Below are 17,781 nucleotides of genomic sequence, written 5' to 3'. Positions count from 1 at the left end.
CTATTCCACCTCGACCGGATCACCGACCAGACGCTCCAGCGCCTCGATCACCGCACGCGGCTTGAGCTGACCCAGGCAGTTGTAATGCCCGAAGCGACACGTGCGGTCGAAGCACGGGCTGCACTCCAGCCCGAGACGCACGACCTCTACCTGCTCGGCCAGCGGCGGAGTGAACGCCGGCGAGGTCGAGCCATAGACAGCCACCAGCGGACGGTTCAGCGCCGCGGCCACATGCATCAGCCCGGAGTCGTTGGACACCACAGCATTGGCACAGGACAGCAGATCAATCGCCTCGGCCAGCGCAGTCTCACCGGCCAGATTACTGGCCTCTTCACGCAGCCCTGGGATCAGGCGACTGCGAATATCTTCGCCAACACCATGGTCGCTCTTCGAGCCAAACAACCACACCTGCCAACCCGCACGAATCTTGATCTCGGCGACTTTCGCATAATGCTCGCTCGGCCAGCGCTTGGCCTCGCCGAACTCGGCACCCGGGCACAGCGCCAGCACCGGACGGTCCAGGCTCAGGCCGAACTTGCGCAGCGCCGCCTCACGGCTTTGCGGGTCAATCTGCAGGGCCGGACGCGGATAGGGTTGCGGCAACGCGTCGCCCGGCTCAAACGCCAGCGCCATAAAGCGCTCGATCATCAGCGGGTAGCGCTGTTTATCCAGAATACGCAGGTCATTGAGCAGACCGTAACGCAGCTCGCCTTTCCAACCGGTACGCTTGGGAATACCGGCAAAGAATGGCACCAGCGCGGACTTCAACGAATTGGGCAGCAGAATCGCCTGATCGTACTGGCCGGCCAGGGATTTGCCGATCTTACGCCGCGTCGCCAGCTCCAGCACGCCATGGCCGAGCGGAAAACTCAGGGCCTGACGCACCTCGGGCATGCGCTCAAGAATCGGCCGACTCCACTCGGGAGCCAACACATCGATTGCACAGCCAGGGTGGCGCTGCTGCAGGCACTGAAACAGTGTCTGCGCCATCACCATGTCACCCACCCAACTGGGACCTACGATCAGTATTTTCATGCCTATTCCAGAAACGACCGGGGAGGCTTTCGCCTCCCGGACAGACTCAACACGCGGCTAACAGCCTAGCCTCACTGCCGCACGGAGCCCCGCACGACAGTCACAGCCGCTTATTTAACCAGGGTGCGCCATTCAGCGTGGGCAGCGGTTTTACCGGTGACCAGATCGAAATATGCGGTTTGCAACGTTTCGGTAATCGGACCACGACGGCCCTCACCAATCTGTCGGCCATCGACCTCACGAATCGGCGTGACTTCCGCGGCGGTGCCGGTGAAGAAGGCTTCGTCGGCGATGTACACCTCATCACGGGTGATGCGCTTCTCGATGACCTGAATGCCGTGCTCGGCGGCCAGGGTCAGAATGGTGTTACGGGTGATGCCATTCAGGCAGGAGGTCACTTCCGGGGTATAGATCACGCCATTGCGCACCAGGAAGATGTTCTCACCCGAACCTTCGGCCACATAGCCTTCGGTATCCAGCAGCATGGCCTCGTCGGCACCACCGGAGATGGCTTCCTGCAAGGCCAGCATCGAGTTGATGTAGTTGCCGTTGGCCTTGGCGCGGGTCATGGAGATGTTGACGTGGTGACGGGTAAAGGAGCTGGTGCGCACCTTGATGCCAACCTGCAGGGCTTCGTCGCCCATGTAGGCACCCCAGTTCCAGGCCGCGACTATTACCTGGGTTTTCAAACCGCTGGCACGCAGGCCCATGGCTTCAGATCCGTAGAACACCATCGGGCGGATATAGGCGCTTTCCAGGTTGTTCTCACGCACGGCGGCGCGGGTGGCTTCGTTGATCTCGTCTTTGCTGTACGGAATCTTCATGCCCATGATGTGGGCCGAGTCGAACAGGCGGTCGGTGTGCGCTTGCAAACGGAAGATCGCCGTGCCTTGCGGGGTGTTGTAGGCGCGCACGCCCTCGAACACGCCCATGCCGTAGTGCAGGGTATGGGTCAGCACGTGGGTGGTTGCGTTGCGCCACGGCACCAGCTCACCGTCATACCAGATCACGCCATCACGATCGGCCATCGACATAGTTGCCTGCTCCTCATATTCGTTTGGTACCACATTGGCCGGCCACCCGAAGTGCCCGACATTCTGATCTTCAGTTCAAACCAAGCGCTTGCCAGATGCGCATCACCGTGCGCCGTTCCTCGGCAAACTGTTCACCACTCACCACCCCAGGCTGCTTTTGCAGGGCCTGACGATGCGCCGCTGAGCGGTAAGCCTTGTAGATATCTTGCAGTAAGCGGGCATCTTCGCCCGGCAACAGACCAACCCGCTCCAGCCTTTCCAGAATGCGAATATTGTCAGTGAACTCAAGCAATTCCGGGTACTGACGCGACCAGGCCAGGGCCGCGTATTGCACCATAAATTCAATATCGACGATACCTCCGGCGTCCTGCTTGAGGTCGAACGGGGCCGCAGCCTCGAAGGCATTGCTCGCCGTTCCGGCCGCCGTGGCCTTACTGCCGAGGTTGTCGCGCATCTTCGCGCGCATCTCGCTGACCTCACCACGCAGCGCGTCCAGGTCACGCTCACGCCCCAATACACCGGCGCGCACCGCCTCAAACGCCTTGCCAACCCGCGCACAGCCCACCAGTACCCGCGCACGCACCAACGCCTGGTGTTCCCAGGTCCAGGCCTCGCCCTGCTGATAGCGCTCAAAAGCGCCCAGCGAGCTGACCAGCAGGCCTGCCGCCCCCGAAGGGCGCAGGCGCATGTCTACTTCATACAGCTGACCGGAGTTGGTCTGGGTGGTTAGCAGATGAATGATCCGTTGACCCAGACGATTGAAGAATTGCGCGCCGTCGATGGACTTCTCGCCATCGGTTTCGGCCTGCGAATCGCCGTCATGAATGAACACCAGATCGAGATCCGAGCCGTGGCCCAGCTCGATACCGCCGACCTTGCCATAGCCAACAATGACAAAATCCGGGTCGCAGACACTACCATCGGCGCGGCGTGGCGCACCGTATTTACTCACCGTATGGTGCCAAGCCAGGGCCAGCACCTGCTCAAGAATCGCCTCGGCCAGCCAGGTCAGGTAATCGCTGACCTTCATCAGCGGCAAGGTGCCGGTAATTTCCGAGGCCGCCACGCGTAAGCGGTGCGCCAGCTTGAAGTGGCGCAGCGCCTCCATCTGCTGCTCAAGGTCTTCTTCGGGAATACGCATCAACCGCTCGCGCAATTCCGCTGCCAGCTCAGGCGCCAGCGGCGGACTGAACAGGCGCCCCTCATTGAGCAGCTCATCCAGCAGCAGCGGGAAGCGGCTGATCTGTTCGGCGATCCACGGGCTGGCGGCGCACAAGGTCAGCAGCCGCTGCAGCGCACTGGGGTTTTCCGTGAGCAACACCAGGTAAGCCGAACGCCGCGCCACCGCCTCGATCAGCGGCAACACGCGCTCCAGCACCAAATCGGGGTTGGCGTGTTCCACCGCTTGCGCCAGCAACCGTGGCACAAAGGCATCCAGGCGCTCGCGTCCAAGGCGCTGCATGGCGCGCACCTGGTTGCTATTGCGCAGCCCCGCCAAACGCCGCCAGGCCGCTTGCGCCTCGACGAAGCCGGCCTCAGCCAGCTGCCGGCAAGCAGCCTCTTCATCCTGCATATCGTTCCAGAGCGGCAACCACTCGCCACCCACAGCCTCTTCAGCCGGCGCGCCGCCCTCCTCATCCGGGTCAGCGATGACCTGGCGGAAGTGCCAATCGACCCGCCCGCGCCAGTGCATCAGCTGCTCGTGAAACGCCGACCAGCTGTCGAAGCCCATGATAAAGGCCACCCGCGCGCGATCCTGATCGTTGTCCGGAAGCATCTGCGTTTGCCGGTCATCGATGGCTTGCAGGGCATGCTCGGCATAACGCAGGAAGGCATAGCCATCGCGCAGCTCATCGGTCACAGTGCTTGGCAGGTAGCCCTGGTCACGCAACGTGTTGAGCACCGCAAACAGCGAGCGCTGCTGCAGGCTGAGATCTCGCCCGCCATGAATCAGCTGGAAAGCCTGAGCAATAAACTCCACTTCACGGATACCGCCAGAACCCAGCTTGATGTTCTCGGCCATACCCTTGCGCCGCACTTCCTGCTGAATCAGCTGTTTCATGGCGCGCAGCGCTTCAATCGCCGAGAAATCCAGATAACGCCGATAAACGAAGGGCCGCAGCATCTCCAGCAGCTGTGCGCCGGCCGCCTGATCACCGCCGACCACCCGCGCCTTGATCATCGCGTAGCGCTCCCAGTCGCGCCCTTGATCTTGGTAGTACTGCTCCAGCGCATTGAAGCTGAACACCAGCGAACCGGAGGAGCCGTAAGGGCGCAGGCGCATATCGGTGCGGAAAACGAAGCCGTCGACGGTGATCACATCCAGCGCCTTGATCAGCTTCTGGCCGAGGCGGATAAAGAATTCCTGATTATCCAGCGGGCGCTTCACACCCTCAGTCTCACCGCCTTCGGGGAAGCCGAAGATCAGGTCAATATCCGACGACAGGTTGAGCTCATGCGCGCCCAGCTTGCCCATGCCAAGGATCACCATATGCTGCGGCTCGCCAGAGCGGCGACCCATCGGCGTGCCGAACTGCGCGCAGTGCTGCGGATAGAGCCAGGAGTACGCCTGGTCAATGCAGGCATCGGCCAGGTCAGACAGGTCACGGCAGGTTTCGATCAGGTCGGCCTGGCGACTGATATCACGCCAGATAATGCGCACCTGCTGGCGATTACGGAAGCGCCGCAAGCGTCGCCCCAGCTCATCCTCATCGCCGCATTCAGCCAAGGCCGCAATTAGCTGAGCGCGCATCTCGCCAGCAGCGAGGCTGCGCTCCAGCTCACCGCTGGCAGCCAGATCGAGTAGCATCTGCGGGTCGCGCTCGCCCTGCTGCACGACGAAATCGCTGGCGGCAGCCACGCGCTGCAAGGCCACGCGGCGCTCGCTCGGCCAACCTGCGAAAGCCGCTGCAGCCTCAGCGCAGAGCCCCGCGCAAGCCTGCTGCAGGGACTGCTCGGCACGTGTCGCAAGCGGGGCGAGGGCGGCGGGTAAAGAGGCCAGCGCGGGCAGGCTCATGGTCTATCCTTTTTAGCGAACTGCTAGCGTCCCGACCATAGATGGCAAACACCCACTCTAGAGCCTGGCAAACACTGGCAGAAAAATAATTGTAGTTTTACTACCAAAGATTGTATCCAAAAGGCTGAAATCGGCGTCGTAATGTAGTAAAACTACACGTAGCCGGTCCTACCCCCGGTCAATCCAAGAATTCACGCGGCCACTCACGAAGTCGTCCGCGAAACCTGGCCTCCGATTCTGGAAGCCTTTCCGCCCTGGAGCAAGCCATGCAAGACCTCGATCCCGTCGAAACCCAGGAATGGCTGGACGCCCTGGAATCGGTTCTCGACAAAGAAGGCGAAGACCGCGCCCACTATCTGATGACCCGTATGGGTGAACTCGCGACCCGCAGCGGTTCGCAATTGCCCTACGCCATCACTACGCCCTATCGCAACACGATCCCGCTGACCCACGAAGCACGCATGCCTGGCGACCTGTTTATGGAACGCCGCATTCGCTCGTTGGTGCGCTGGAACGCCTTGGCGATGGTCATGCGCACCAACCTGAAAGATTCCGATCTGGGTGGCCACATTTCCAGCTTCGCCTCCTCGGCGACGCTGTACGACATCGGTTTCAACTATTTCTTCCAGGCACCGACCGAGGAGCATGGCGGCGACCTGATCTTCTACCAGGGCCACGCCTCACCGGGGATTTATGCCCGCGCCTTTATGGAAGGTCGCATCACTGAAGACCAGATGAACAACTTCCGCCAGGAAGTCGATGGTCAAGGCCTGTCGTCCTACCCACACCCGTGGCTGATGCCGGACTTCTGGCAGTTCCCGACTGTGTCCATGGGCCTCGGCCCGATCCAGGCGATCTACCAGGCGCGCTTTATGAAGTACCTGGAAGCGCGCGGCTTTATCCCGGCCGGCAAGCAGAAAGTCTGGTGCTTTATGGGCGACGGCGAGTGCGACGAGCCGGAATCCCTCGGTGCAATCTCCCTGGCTGGCCGCGAGAAGCTGGACAACCTGATCTTCGTCATCAACTGCAACCTGCAGCGCCTCGACGGCCCAGTACGCGGCAACGGCAAGATCATCCAGGAACTCGAAGGCGTGTTCCGTGGTGGTGGCTGGAACGTCAACAAGGTGGTCTGGGGCCGTTTCTGGGACCCACTGCTGGCCAAAGACGTCGACGGTATCCTGCAGCGCCGGATGGACGAAGTGATCGACGGCGAGTACCAGAACTACAAGGCCAAGGACGGCGCGTTCGTCCGTGAGCACTTCTTCAATTCGCCGGAACTCAAGGCGATGGTGGCCGATCTGTCCGATGACGAGATCTGGAAACTCAACCGTGGCGGCCACGACCCGTACAAGATGTATGCGGCGTACCACCAGGCGGTGAACCACAAAAACCAGCCGACCGTGATTCTGGCCAAGACCGTTAAAGGTTATGGCACCGGCGCCGGCGAAGCGAAAAACACCGCACACAACACCAAGAAAGTCGACGTCGACAGCCTCAAGCACTTCCGCGACCGCTTCGACATCCCGGTCAAAGATGACGAGCTGGAAAACCTGCCGTTCATTAAGCCGGAAGAAGGCAGCGCCGAAGCGCGTTACCTGAGCGAGCGCCGCGCGGCCCTGGGTGGTTTTGTGCCTCAGCGCCGGGCCAAGAGCTTCAGCATCCCGACGCCGCCGCTGGAAACCCTCAAAGCCATTCTCGATGGCTCGGGCGACCGTGAAATCTCCACCACCATGGCCTTCGTGCGCATCCTCGCGCAGCTGGTCAAGGACAAGGACATCGGCTCGCGCATCGTCCCGATCATCCCGGACGAAGCACGCACCTTCGGCATGGAAGGCATGTTCCGCCAGCTCGGCATCTACTCCTCGGTCGGCCAGCTGTATGAGCCGGTGGATAAAGACCAGGTAATGTTCTACCGCGAGGACAAGAAGGGCCAGATTCTCGAAGAAGGCATCAACGAAGCGGGCGCGATGAGCTCGTTCATCGCCGCCGGCACCTCGTACTCCAGCCACAACCAGCCGATGCTGCCGTTCTACATCTTCTACTCGATGTTCGGTTTCCAGCGTATTGGTGACCTGGCCTGGGCCGCTGGCGACAGCCGTACCCGTGGTTTCCTGATCGGCGGCACCGCCGGCCGTACCACGCTGAACGGCGAAGGCCTGCAGCACGAAGACGGCCACAGCCACATCCTGGCAGCAACCATCCCCAACTGCCGCACCTATGATCCGACCTACGGCTACGAGCTGGCGGTGATCATTCAGGACGGCATGCGCAAGATGACCGAGCTGCAACAGGACGTCTTCTACTACATCACCGTGATGAACGAGTCCTACCAGCAGCCAGCCATGCCGGCCGGTGTCGAGGACGGCATCATCAAGGGCATGTACCTGCTCGAAGAGGACAAGAAGGAAGCCGCGCATCACGTGCAGCTCCTCGGCTCCGGCACCATCCTGCGTGAAGTACGCGAGGCGGCGAAGATCCTGCGTGACGAGTTCAACGTCGCCGCAGACGTCTGGAGCGTCACCAGCTTCAACGAACTGCGCCGCGACGGTCTGGCGGTGGAACGCAGCAACCGTCTGCATCCGGGCCAGAAGCCCAAGCAGAGCTACGTCGAAGAGTGCCTGAGCGGCCGCAAGGGCCCGGTGATTGCCTCTACCGACTACATGAAGCTGTTCGCCGAACAGATTCGCCAGTGGGTACCGAGCAAGGAATTCAAAGTCCTGGGCACCGACGGCTTCGGCCGCAGCGACAGCCGCAAGAAGCTGCGCCACTTCTTCGAAGTGGACCGCAACTGGGTCGTGCTGGCTGCCCTAGAAGCCCTTGCCGACCGTGGTGATATCGAACCTAAGGTGGTGGCCGAGGCCATAGTCCGGTTCGGCATCAACGCGGAAAAACCCAACCCACTGGACTGCTAAGGAGCGAAACGATGAGTGAATTGATTCGCGTACCCGACATCGGTGGCGGTGAGGGTGAAGTGATCGAGCTGTTCGTCAAGGTTGGCGATCGCATCGAAGCTGATCAAAGCGTGCTGACCCTCGAGTCGGACAAGGCCAGCATGGAAATTCCCGCGCCGAAAGCCGGTGTGGTGAAAAGCCTGAAAGTGAAGCTCGGTGATCGCCTGAAAGAAGGCGACGAGCTGCTCGAGCTGGAAGTCGAAGGTGCTGCAGCCGCCGCACCTGAGGCTGCCGCAGCCGCACCAAGCGAAGCGCCAAAAGCCGCTGCTGCACCTGCAGCCGAAGCTGCGCCTGCACCGGCTGCAGCCGCTCCAGCCAGCAGCAGCGTGGAAGATATCCACGTGCCAGACATCGGCTCGGACGCTAAAGCCAAGGTTATCGAGGTTCTGGTCAAGGTCGGTGATACGGTCGAAGTCGACCAGTCGCTGATCACCCTGGAGTCAGACAAGGCGAGCATGGAAATCCCTTCGCCGGCTGCCGGCGTGGTGGAAAGCATCGCCGTGCAGCTGGATGCCGATGTTGGCACCGGCGACCTGATCCTCAAGCTGAAAGTCGCAGGTGCTGCTCCGGCAGCGGCGCCAAGCGCTGCAGCGCCAGCGGCTGCCCCTGCTGCCGCCAGCGATGTGCATAAAGTACCGGCGGGGGCTAACCCCGCGATTGCCGCAGAAGTCAGCGCGATTGCCTCGCTTTCGGCGGCAGCGGCCAATGTTGCGGCCATGCCTAAGCGCGACGGTGCCAAGGTGCATGCTGGCCCGGCCGTACGTCTGCTCGCTCGCGAGTTTGGTGTCGAGCTAACGGCTGTAGCGGGTAGCGGACCAAAAGGCCGCGTGCTCAAAGAGGACGTACAGGCCTACGTCAAGGCGATGATGCAGAAGGCCAAGGAAGCTCCGGCCGCCGGTGCAACCGGTGGCGCAGGCATCCCGCCAATTCCGACCATCGACTTCAGCAAGTTTGGTGAAATCGAAGAAGTGGCCATGACCCGCCTGATGCAGGTCGGTGCCAACAACCTGCATCGCAGCTGGCTCAACGTGCCGCACGTGACTCAGTTTGATACGGCTGACATCACCGAGCTGGAAGCCTTCCGCGTCGCGCAGAAAGCGGTGGCGGAAAAGGCTGGGGTGAAACTCACCGTCCTGCCGCTGCTGCTCAAGGCCTGCGCCTTCCTGCTCAAGGAACTGCCGGACTTCAACAGCTCGCTGGCACCGAGCGGCAAGGCGATCATCCGCAAGAAGTACGTGCACATTGGCTTTGCCGTGGACACCCCGGATGGTTTGCTGGTCCCCGTGATCAAGAACGTCGACCAAAAAAGCCTGCTACAGCTGGCCGCCGAAGCCGCCGCACTGGCGGAAAAAGCGCGCAACAAGAAGCTCTCGGCTGACGACATGCAGGGTGCCTGCTTCACCATCTCCAGTCTCGGGCACATTGGCGGTACCGGCTTTACGCCGATCGTCAACGCGCCGGAAGTGGCGATTTTGGGTGTGAGCAAAGCAACCATCCAGCCGGTCTGGGATGGCAAAGCCTTCCAACCCAAGCTGATGTTGCCGCTGTCGCTGTCCTACGATCACCGGGTGATCAACGGTGCCGCTGCGGCGCGCTTCACCAAGCGCCTGGGTGACGTACTGGGCGACATCCGCACCATGCTGCTGTAACGCATCAACTTTCGAGCCGCCACGCTCGTATCCTCAGCCCCGCCCTTTTGGCGGGGTTTTTTTTAGCTCAGCGGCAGCCCGAATGAATGCACCATACTCAGCCCTTTTGCAGGTTACGGATCAGAAAACTCAAGGCCTTGGCCAGCTCGGCCGCGCCCTGGTGATCACGCACGATGCTCAGCAGCGGGCTGCCATCATTGGGGTTGTGCAGCACACAACTGATGCCGCTACTCGGGCACTCGTAACGTACAAAGGGATCAACGCCAAACACCGACACCCGCTGATTACGCACGGCAATATCAGTGCCCTGCTGGCCACGGATTTCCTCACGCAGCAACAGTTCGCCGGACTCGCCCAGGCGCAGCTGATAGAGCAGATCCTCGCGCTGCGCTCGACCGACCTGATAGGCCGCGCGCAGGGCATAGGTTTTCAGCAAATCATTGCAGTGCGCCAGCAGCGCCTGGCGCTCATTTTGCGTCAGGTACAGACGCTTAAGCTCAAGCAGATAATTGCCCTGCTCGGCGCTGCTCAACCCGGCACCTGGCTCAGCAGAAAATACCGGCGAGACGCCCAAGCAGCTGCTCAACAGCGCAGCGGATACTAGCTTTCTTGTCAGTCGCAATTGCATGATGCACCCTTACCCGACGCTATAAATGAAGTGAGTCAATTGCCGCTTCAATCAGCATACTGGAAGCCAGCCATCGAATGAAAAGCCATCCCGATGCCGCGAGTCGTTTAGCGGCCGAGGTTGTGACACAGTTGCCAGTGCCTTCGCGCCTTGGCTTACTGCGTTTCGAGCGCTTGAATGAAGCCAGCTGGAGCCTGCTGTACCTCGATTCTGGCTGCGAACAACAGTTCGGTCTGCCGGCTCAAGAACTCTGCTCCATGCTCGACGCCCCGTACGCCAGCCTGATGGAGCCCACGGTTCGCTACCAGTTGCACGACAGCATTCAGCAGCAGTTAGCCGAGCGGCGGCATTACAGCGCGCAGTACCGCCTGCACACCCCGCGCGGTAGCCTGAACCTGATGGAAGTTGGTGAAGCCTTCAAGCAGCGCGGCCGACACATGCTCCGCGGCTATCTGCTGGTGTTGACCGAGCCGAACGCCGCCTCGCCACAGACTCTCGACCTGTACCAGCGCAGCCAGGCTGAGCTCCAGGCCCAGCAGCGCCGTACACAAGCCCAGCAACAGTTACTCGCCACTCTCGCGCAGCAGCACTACGGTGACAGCGAGCCGCTGCGTGAGGCGGCTGAGCTAATCAGCAAAAGTGCCTGCCTGGTATTTGCGGTAAGCCGCGTCAGCATTTGGAACCTCAAGGGCCACATTCTTCAGCCGGTGGCCATGTATCAGCGCGAAGCGGCTCAACACGTCCCACAGTCTGACCTTGATGCCAGCCCCTACCCCGCCTACCTGCAAGCACTGCACAGCGGCCGCGCCCTGGACGCCCACGATGCGCTGCAAGACCCGCGCACACGTGAACTTGGCGACAGCTACCTGCGCCCGAATGGCATTACCGCGATACTGGATGCAGGCATACGCATCGCCGGCGAGATAGTCGGCATATTGTGCATGGAGCATACCGGCCCTGCGCGCACCTGGCAGGCCGATGAAGTTGCCTTTGCCGGCGCACTGGCCGACCAGTACGCGCAGGTACTGGCTAACCAGCAACGGCGCTCGGCCACCAATGCCCTGTACCTGTTCCAACGCGCGGTCGAGCAAAGCTCCAGCGCGTTTATCCTGCTCGACCGCGACGGTTTGGTGGAGTACGTCAACCCGAGCTTTACCGCCATCACCCTGTACAGCGCCAGTGAAGTGCAAGGCCGCCGCCTGTCTGAAATGCCCGCCCTCGACAACCTCAGCGACCTGCTGTTCGACGCACGCACCAGCTTGGCCGAACACACCAGCTGGCAGGGCGAATTCAAGAGCCGACGCAAGAACCTCGAACCGTACTGGGGACAATTGTCGCTGTCCAAGGTGTATGCCGACGATGGCAGCCTGACTCATTACATCGGCATCTACGAAGACGTCACGGCCAGCAAGCAGGCGCAACAGCACATCGAGCGCCTGGCCTTTCGTGACAACCTCACCGGCCTGGGCAATCGCTATGCCTTTATCCGCTCGCTGGAAAGCCACTTCCGCGAGCACCCCGGCAAACCGATCAGCCTGCTGCTGGTGGACATCGACAACTTCAAGCGGATCAACGACAGCCTCGGCCACCAGACCGGCGACAAACTCCTGATCAGCCTAGCGCGGCGCTTACGCAACACCTTATCGCCCAGCAACGTGCTGGCACGCTTTGCCAGCAACGAGTTTGCCGTGCTACTCGACGCCAGCCCGGCCGATAGCCAGCTGATAGCGCAGCAACTGCTGAACACGCTGGACAAGCCACTGTTCGTTGACAACCAACTGATCAGCGTCACCGGCTCCATCGGCCTGGCCTGTGCGCCCGAACACGGCGACGACCCCCAGGCGCTGATGAAACACAGCGGCCTGGCCCTGCACAAAGCCAAGGCCAACGGTAAAAACCAGCTGCAGGTGTTTACCGATGTGCTGAATGCCGAGGCGCACCACAAGCTGTTCGTCGAGAGCAACCTGCGCCGCGCACTGATGCAAAATGAGCTGGAAGTGTTCTACCAGCCCAAGCTGTGCCTGAAGAGCGGCAAGCTGCTGGGTTTGGAGGCGCTGTTGCGCTGGCATCACCCGGAAAAAGGCATGATCAGCCCGGACAAGTTTATCGGCGTGGCGGAAGAAACCGGCTTGATCATCCCCATTGGCAAATGGGTGGCGCGCCAGGCCTGCCGCATGAGCAAACAGCTGATCGCGGTCGGCCATCAGCCGCTGCAAATGGCCATCAACCTGTCACCCAAACAGTTCTCTGACCCCGATCTGGTCAGGGAAATCGCCACCATCCTGCAAGAAGAACAACTCGACCCGGCCCTGCTGGAGCTGGAGCTGACCGAGAGCCTGCTGCTGGAAGCCACCGACGATACGCGCCAGCAACTCAACAGCCTGAAAAGCCTGGGCCTGACCTTGGCCATGGACGATTTCGGCACGGGCTATTCCTCGCTCAGCTACCTGAAGAAATTCCCCATCGATGTGATCAAGATTGATCGCAGCTTTATCAAGGACATTCCCGATAACCAGGACGACATGGAAATCACTTCCGCGGTGATTGCCATGGCCCACAACCTGAAACTCAAGGTGGTGGCTGAGGGTATCGAAACCGCCGCGCAGCTGAGCTTTCTACGCCGCCAGCAATGCGATATCGGCCAGGGCTACCTGTTCGATCGGCCTATCCCCGGACGCGAGCTGCTGGAAAGCCTGAAACGCTACCCTAACCGCGGTTGATCCCCCTGTAACAAGCCCGCCTATTAACGGTCTATGACACACATGCTTCTACTAAGGAAATAGCTCATGGTTCTGCGCTCGCAAATTCTCGCCCACAAACTCGAACTGCCGACGGCCGAGCAAGCCTTGCCGGGGCGCGCCGAAGCCATGCAAGTTGACCGCGCACACTTCGTTAACGGCAACGCGCTGCAAGGGCCATTCCCGGCAGGCTTGCAACAGGCGGTATTTGGCCTGGGCTGTTTCTGGGGTGCCGAGCGCCGCTTCTGGCAGCAGCCCGGCGTATGGAGCACGGCCGTCGGCTATGCCGGCGGCCACACGCCGAATCCGACCTATGATGAAACCTGCTCGGGCCTGACCGGCCACACCGAAGTGGTGCTGGTGGTCTTCGACCCGCAACTGACCAGCTACGAAGCCTTGCTGAAAGTGTTCTGGGAGGCGCACAACCCAACCCAGGGCATGCGTCAGGGTAACGACACCGGCAGCCAATACCGTTCGGCAATCTACTGCTATGGCGCCGAGCAACTGGCGGCGGCGCAAGCCAGCCAAATGCAGTTCCAGGCCGAGCTGGAAAAAGCCGGCTTAGGCCTCATCACCACCGAAATCCGCGAAGCACCGCCCTTCTACTACGCCGAAACCTACCATCAGCAGTACCTGGCGAAAAACCCCGAAGGCTACTGCGGCCTAAAGGGTACCGGCGTGTGCCTGCTGCCCTGAGCCTCGAGCGGATTCAGGGCCGCTAACGCCCTGAATCCGCGCGACCTCACTGCACCTGGGTCTGCGCCGCGCGCTCTACTGGCGAATCAGGCTGCCAGCTCTTCAATAGCTTGCCCACCTGATAACCGCGCCAGCCCAGCATGCGTGAGGCGGTCAGCACACCGGCCATCAGCGCGCCACCGACGCCAGCCGTTACGGTGTCCGCGCCGGTCAGGTACAGCCCCTTGATCGGCGTCTGGCTGTGAATCCAATGCTGTTGAAAACGCTGCACCGTGTGGTCGAGGCCATAGATCTCACCCTGCTCATTCCACTGATACCACTCGGTAGACAGCGGTGTGCCCAGCTCGCAGAAGTCCAGCGCCCCACGTAACTGCGGCTGATGTTGGTAAAGGGTTTCCAGCAAGCCAGCGCCGAGCTTGGCTTTCAGCGCTTCGTACTCGGCACCGCGCTTGCCCCAGGTGCTGCCTTTCCACTGGGCAAACCACTCAGGCAAGGCCAGGGCGACAATTTCCACCGTTGCCTTGTTCGGGTACTGGGCGTCCCAGCCGGGATCCTTGGCCGAGGGGAAGGAGATGTAGGTCAGTGGGGTTTGTGCCGTGTCGCCTTGTTTGAACGCACTGACATTGCGGTCGTGATCAAAGCTCGGGTAGACCCAGTAATTGCGCTTTGGCAGTTTCAGCTCGGTGCTGCTGCCCTTAAAGCCGGCGTACAAACACAGGGTCGCGGCTGACACTTCGACCTTGGGCATATTCGCCAACAGACCATGCTGACTGGCCACCTGCGGCTCCAGCAGGCGCGTGTAGGTGGGCACCAAACCGGCACAACTGACGATCTGTGCGGCGCGGATTTCCACGCCGTCCTTGTGCATACGCACGCCCACGGCGCGACCATTCTCAACCAAAACCTTGTCGACACCGGCATAGGTAAACACATGCCCGCCGGCGGCTTCGATCACCGGGATAATGCTTTCGGAAATCTTCGTCGCGCCGCCCACCGGGTAGTTACCGCCAGTGATGTAGTGCTTGGCGACCATGGCATGCATAACGAAGGCGGCCTGGCCAGGCGGCAGCCCGTAATCGCCCCACTGCGCGGTCAGCGCGCCGATCAATTGCTGATTCTGGGTCAGCCCTTCGAGCACTTCGCGGGTGGTCTTGAAAAAATAATCCGGCAGCCAGAAGCGGCGCAGCTTGCTGTACAACACGCCCAGTGAGCGCGGTAACGCCTGACCGGCGAAGAAACGCGGCACTTTGCCACTGACCTCGCCGAGCAGTTCCACGTAGCGATCAATCGCCGGCCCATCATCCGGAAAGTGCAACTTCATCTCGGCCTTGAACTCTTCGCGCCCGGCCACGTAATCGATCACCGTATCGCCCAGCACGATGCGGTCGTAGCGCGCATCCATCGGTGCCCATTGCAGCTTGCCGTCACTGATCACATCGAATACCCGACGGATCGTCGACCAGGGTTTGTGCACCTCACCGACGTAGTGCACGCCCACATCCCACTCGTAGCCTTCGCGCTCATAACTGTGGGTGTAACCGCCGGCGGTGTAGTGCTGCTCCAGCACGCAGACGCGCTTGCCGAGCTTGGCCAGCAGCGCGGCTGTAGTCAGCCCGCCCATACCGGAGCCGATGATGATGGCGTCGTAATCGTCACGCACTAGACGTGGGCGGAAGCGAGTACCGGTACGTTTCATAAAAGGCTCCTGCGTTATTTTTGTTATGCAATTTTTTGCATACTAGATAGCGACTGAAGCCAATGCAACTTTTTGCATAATCCGTATACTGCCGCGCACACTCATTAGCGCCGGTGAAACCCGCCCATGTCGCTCAAGCACGCCATTCTTATCCTGCTGGAAGGCGAGCCCGGCAGTGGCTACGACCTGCTCAAGCGCTTCAAGGATGGTCTCGGCTACTTTTGGAATGCCAAGCATCAGCAGGTCTACCTGGAGCTAAAAAAGCTCAGTGAAGCCGGCTGGCTGGAATTTGAAGCGCAGGCGCAGGACACCCGCCCAGACAAGAAGAACTACCGCCTGACACCGGCCGGCCACGCCGAACTGCTGCGCTGGCTGGGCGAGCCGGTGCAGCCCAACAAAATCAATGATGCATTGCTGGTCAAGCTCTACGCCGGCGCGCACACCAGCCTGGATAACCTGCGCGAGGAAATGCAGCGTCACGTGGCCGTGCACCGCAAGACCTTGGACAGCCTGCTGCAGATCGAAAAGGACTTCCACGCGTTGCCCGACGCACAACGCAACACCCTGCGCCTGCCCTACCTGACGCTGCGCCGTGGCATTCTCGGCGAGCAGTCCTGGCTGGCCTGGGCAGCAGAGGTGGAGCAGGAATTAAACCGCCACTGAGTCGGCGGGCAGTTCAATCCGCTGTCACGGCGCGGGCGCGAAGCTGCTGGCCTGGGCCATCTGCCACATCCGCGAATAGAACGCCCCGGACACCTCGCCAGTGAGTAACTCACCCGGCTTGAGGAAAACGTGCAGTTGCGAGTAAAGCTTGATCTCACTCGCCGACATGCGCCGCACCAAGTGCTTCGCCTCCAGTTGCGCGGGGCTATCCAAGCCGGCAGCAGTGAGCATCTCGGCCAGCGCCTTGAGCGTATTACGGTGAAAGCTGTACACGCGATCGGCCTTATCCGGCACGTTCAGCGCGCGCTGACGCAACGGGTCCTGGGTCGCCACCCCGGTCGGGCATTTGTTGGTATGGCACGACTGGCTCTGAATACAGCCAATGGCAAACATAAAGCCACGGGCTGAGTTGGCCCAGTCAGCCCCCAGCGCCAGCACGCTGGCAATATCGAAGGCGCTGACAATTTTGCCACTGGCGCCGATGCGGATCTTGTCGCGCAAGCCAATGCCGACCAGGGTGTTGTGCACAAACAGCAGCCCCTCACGCAGCGGTGCGCCGATGTGATCGGTGAATTCCACGGGCGCCGCTCCGGTACCGCCTTCCGTGCCATCGACGACGATAAAGTCGGGCAGAATGCCGGTCTCTAGCATGGCCTTGGCGATGCCCATAAACTCCCACGGGTGACCCAGGCAGAACTTGAAGCCCACCGGTTTACCGCCCGCTAGCTCACGCAGCTGGGCAACAAACTGGAGTAACTCAATAGGCGTGGAAAACGCACTGTGGCTGGCCGGAGAGACGCAATCCTGACCCATCGGCACGCCACGGGTCTGGGCAATTTCGGCGGTAATCTTGTGCTTGGGCAGAATCCCGCCATGCCCCGGTTTGGCCCCTTGGGATAGCTTGATCTCAATCATCTTCACTTGCGGGCTGGCCGCCTGTTCGGCAAAGCGCTGCGGGTCAAACTGGCCGTTGTCCTGACGGCAGCCGAAATAGCCGCTACCCAGTTCCCACACCAAATCGCCACCGTGCTCACGGTGATAAGGGCTGATACTGCCTTCACCGGTGTCGTGATAAAAACCGCCGCGCTTCGCCCCCTGGTTCAACGCGCGAATGGCATTGGCACTGAGCGAGCCGAAGCTCATGGCCGAGATATTGAATACCGAGGCCGAATACGCCAGCGTGCACTGCGGGCCGCCAATCCTCACGCGAAACGCGCTGGGGTCGGCATGCGCCGCCGGCTGCATCGAGTGGCTGATAAACTCAAAACCGCCTTGGTAGACGTCCGCCAAAGTGCCGAAGGCTTTGTCCGCACTCTGATTTTTTGCCCGCGCATAGACCAGCGAGCGCTGCGCCCGCGAGAACGGCAGCTGCTCACTGTCGGACTCCAGCAGGTATTGGCGAATTTCCGGGCGAATCGCCTCGACCAGGTAGCGGATATTGCCGAGGATAGGGTAGTTACGCAGCACCGCATGACGGCTCTGCAGCAAGCCATACAGGCCGATCGCACTGAGCAGCCCAGTCAGCACGACCAGCATCCACAACCAGGGATGCCCGGCGACAAACGGCAAGCTGCCCAAGGTGAACAGCACGCAAAAGGCAAAAAACGCATAGCGATTCAACAGCGACAAACTCATACAAGCTCCTTGCGGTATGCGGTGTGGCACTTCATCAGTG

General features: G+C 61.0%; 11 protein-coding genes. 5 read left to right on the top strand and 6 right to left on the bottom strand.

Annotation, left to right across the window (positions count from 1 at the left end; all coding sequences use genetic code 11):
• From waaF to glnE, 3 genes are all read right to left on the bottom strand, one after another.
• On the bottom strand, window positions 1-1,035 hold the full coding sequence (gene waaF, locus Q0V31_RS08265; RefSeq protein ID WP_298186709.1) for a lipopolysaccharide heptosyltransferase II: 1,035 nt from the start codon (window positions 1,033-1,035) through the stop codon (window positions 1-3).
• A 110-nt stretch (window positions 1,036-1,145) separates the two neighbouring features.
• Window positions 1,146-2,069, bottom strand: a complete 924-nt coding sequence (locus tag Q0V31_RS08260; protein WP_298186707.1) for a branched-chain amino acid transaminase — start codon at window positions 2,067-2,069, stop codon at window positions 1,146-1,148.
• 70 nt (window positions 2,070-2,139) lie between these two features.
• Window positions 2,140-5,085 (bottom strand): bifunctional [glutamate--ammonia ligase]-adenylyl-L-tyrosine phosphorylase/[glutamate--ammonia-ligase] adenylyltransferase, encoded by a 2,946-nt coding sequence (glnE, locus tag Q0V31_RS08255; RefSeq protein ID WP_298186705.1) that lies wholly within the window; start codon window positions 5,083-5,085, stop codon window positions 2,140-2,142.
• A 266-nt stretch (window positions 5,086-5,351) separates the two neighbouring features.
• On the opposite strand from glnE, the gene aceE reads away from it, so the two are divergent.
• The gene (gene aceE, locus Q0V31_RS08250; RefSeq protein WP_298186703.1) at window positions 5,352-7,997 is read left to right on the top strand and encodes a pyruvate dehydrogenase (acetyl-transferring), homodimeric type; all 2,646 of its coding nucleotides are present in this window, start codon (window positions 5,352-5,354) and stop codon (window positions 7,995-7,997) included.
• 11 nt (window positions 7,998-8,008) lie between these two features.
• Complete coding sequence (aceF, locus tag Q0V31_RS08245) at window positions 8,009-9,685, top strand: dihydrolipoyllysine-residue acetyltransferase (protein WP_298186701.1); 1,677 nt, start codon at window positions 8,009-8,011, stop codon at window positions 9,683-9,685.
• A gap of 97 nt (window positions 9,686-9,782) precedes the next feature.
• Here the strand turns inward: aceF and Q0V31_RS08240 are convergent, their stop codons facing one another.
• Window positions 9,783-10,313, bottom strand: a complete 531-nt coding sequence (locus tag Q0V31_RS08240) for a hypothetical protein (protein WP_298186698.1) — start codon at window positions 10,311-10,313, stop codon at window positions 9,783-9,785.
• A 77-nt stretch (window positions 10,314-10,390) separates the two neighbouring features.
• On the opposite strand from Q0V31_RS08240, the gene Q0V31_RS08235 reads away from it, so the two are divergent.
• Both Q0V31_RS08235 and msrA read left to right on the top strand, forming a co-directional pair.
• Complete coding sequence (locus Q0V31_RS08235; protein WP_298186695.1) at window positions 10,391-13,033, top strand: EAL domain-containing protein; 2,643 nt, start codon at window positions 10,391-10,393, stop codon at window positions 13,031-13,033.
• Between the two features lie 66 nt (window positions 13,034-13,099).
• Entirely contained in the window at window positions 13,100-13,747 is a 648-nt protein-coding gene (gene msrA, locus Q0V31_RS08230) for a peptide-methionine (S)-S-oxide reductase MsrA (protein WP_298186693.1), read from the top strand.
• Between the two features lie 46 nt (window positions 13,748-13,793).
• Here the strand turns inward: msrA and Q0V31_RS08225 are convergent, their stop codons facing one another.
• Window positions 13,794-15,443, bottom strand: coding sequence for an NAD(P)/FAD-dependent oxidoreductase (locus Q0V31_RS08225; RefSeq protein WP_298186692.1), 1,650 nt, complete (start codon window positions 15,441-15,443; stop codon window positions 13,794-13,796).
• Between the two features lie 126 nt (window positions 15,444-15,569).
• Between Q0V31_RS08225 and Q0V31_RS08220 the strand changes: the two genes are divergently transcribed.
• The gene (locus Q0V31_RS08220; RefSeq protein ID WP_298186689.1) at window positions 15,570-16,106 is read left to right on the top strand and encodes a PadR family transcriptional regulator; all 537 of its coding nucleotides are present in this window, start codon (window positions 15,570-15,572) and stop codon (window positions 16,104-16,106) included.
• Window positions 16,107-16,130: 24 nt separating this feature from the next.
• Here Q0V31_RS08220 and Q0V31_RS08215 read toward each other — a convergent pair whose 3' ends face one another.
• Window positions 16,131-17,741: an FMN-binding glutamate synthase family protein gene (locus Q0V31_RS08215; RefSeq protein ID WP_298186686.1), complete on the bottom strand. Its 1,611-nt coding sequence runs from the start codon at window positions 17,739-17,741 to the stop codon at window positions 16,131-16,133.
• Window positions 17,742-17,781: the final 40 nt, after the last annotated feature.

Source organism: uncultured Pseudomonas sp., assembly GCF_943846705.1.
Lineage (GTDB): Bacteria > Pseudomonadota > Gammaproteobacteria > Pseudomonadales > Pseudomonadaceae > Aquipseudomonas.
Note: the sequence above shows the minus strand (reverse complement) of the source record. Positions and strands in the feature narration are given on the sequence as shown.

Excerpts from the sequence above, each read along its gene's own strand:
- aceE (WP_298186703.1), top strand. The coding sequence starts at position 5,352 with ATGCAAGACCTCGATCCCGTCGAAACCCAGGAATGGCTGGACGCCCTG.
- Q0V31_RS08260 (WP_298186707.1), bottom strand. The coding sequence starts at position 2,069 with ATGTCGATGGCCGATCGTGATGGCGTGATCTGGTATGACGGTGAGCTG.
- Q0V31_RS08225 (WP_298186692.1), bottom strand. The coding sequence starts at position 15,443 with ATGAAACGTACCGGTACTCGCTTCCGCCCACGTCTAGTGCGTGACGAT.
- aceF (WP_298186701.1), top strand. The coding sequence starts at position 8,009 with ATGAGTGAATTGATTCGCGTACCCGACATCGGTGGCGGTGAGGGTGAA.
- glnE (WP_298186705.1), bottom strand. The coding sequence starts at position 5,085 with ATGAGCCTGCCCGCGCTGGCCTCTTTACCCGCCGCCCTCGCCCCGCTT.
- Q0V31_RS08235 (WP_298186695.1), top strand. The coding sequence starts at position 10,391 with ATGAAAAGCCATCCCGATGCCGCGAGTCGTTTAGCGGCCGAGGTTGTG.
- Q0V31_RS08240 (WP_298186698.1), bottom strand. The coding sequence starts at position 10,313 with ATGCAATTGCGACTGACAAGAAAGCTAGTATCCGCTGCGCTGTTGAGC.
- Q0V31_RS08215 (WP_298186686.1), bottom strand. The coding sequence starts at position 17,741 with ATGAGTTTGTCGCTGTTGAATCGCTATGCGTTTTTTGCCTTTTGCGTG.
- waaF (WP_298186709.1), bottom strand. The coding sequence starts at position 1,035 with ATGAAAATACTGATCGTAGGTCCCAGTTGGGTGGGTGACATGGTGATG.
- Q0V31_RS08220 (WP_298186689.1), top strand. The coding sequence starts at position 15,570 with ATGTCGCTCAAGCACGCCATTCTTATCCTGCTGGAAGGCGAGCCCGGC.
- msrA (WP_298186693.1), top strand. The coding sequence starts at position 13,100 with ATGGTTCTGCGCTCGCAAATTCTCGCCCACAAACTCGAACTGCCGACG.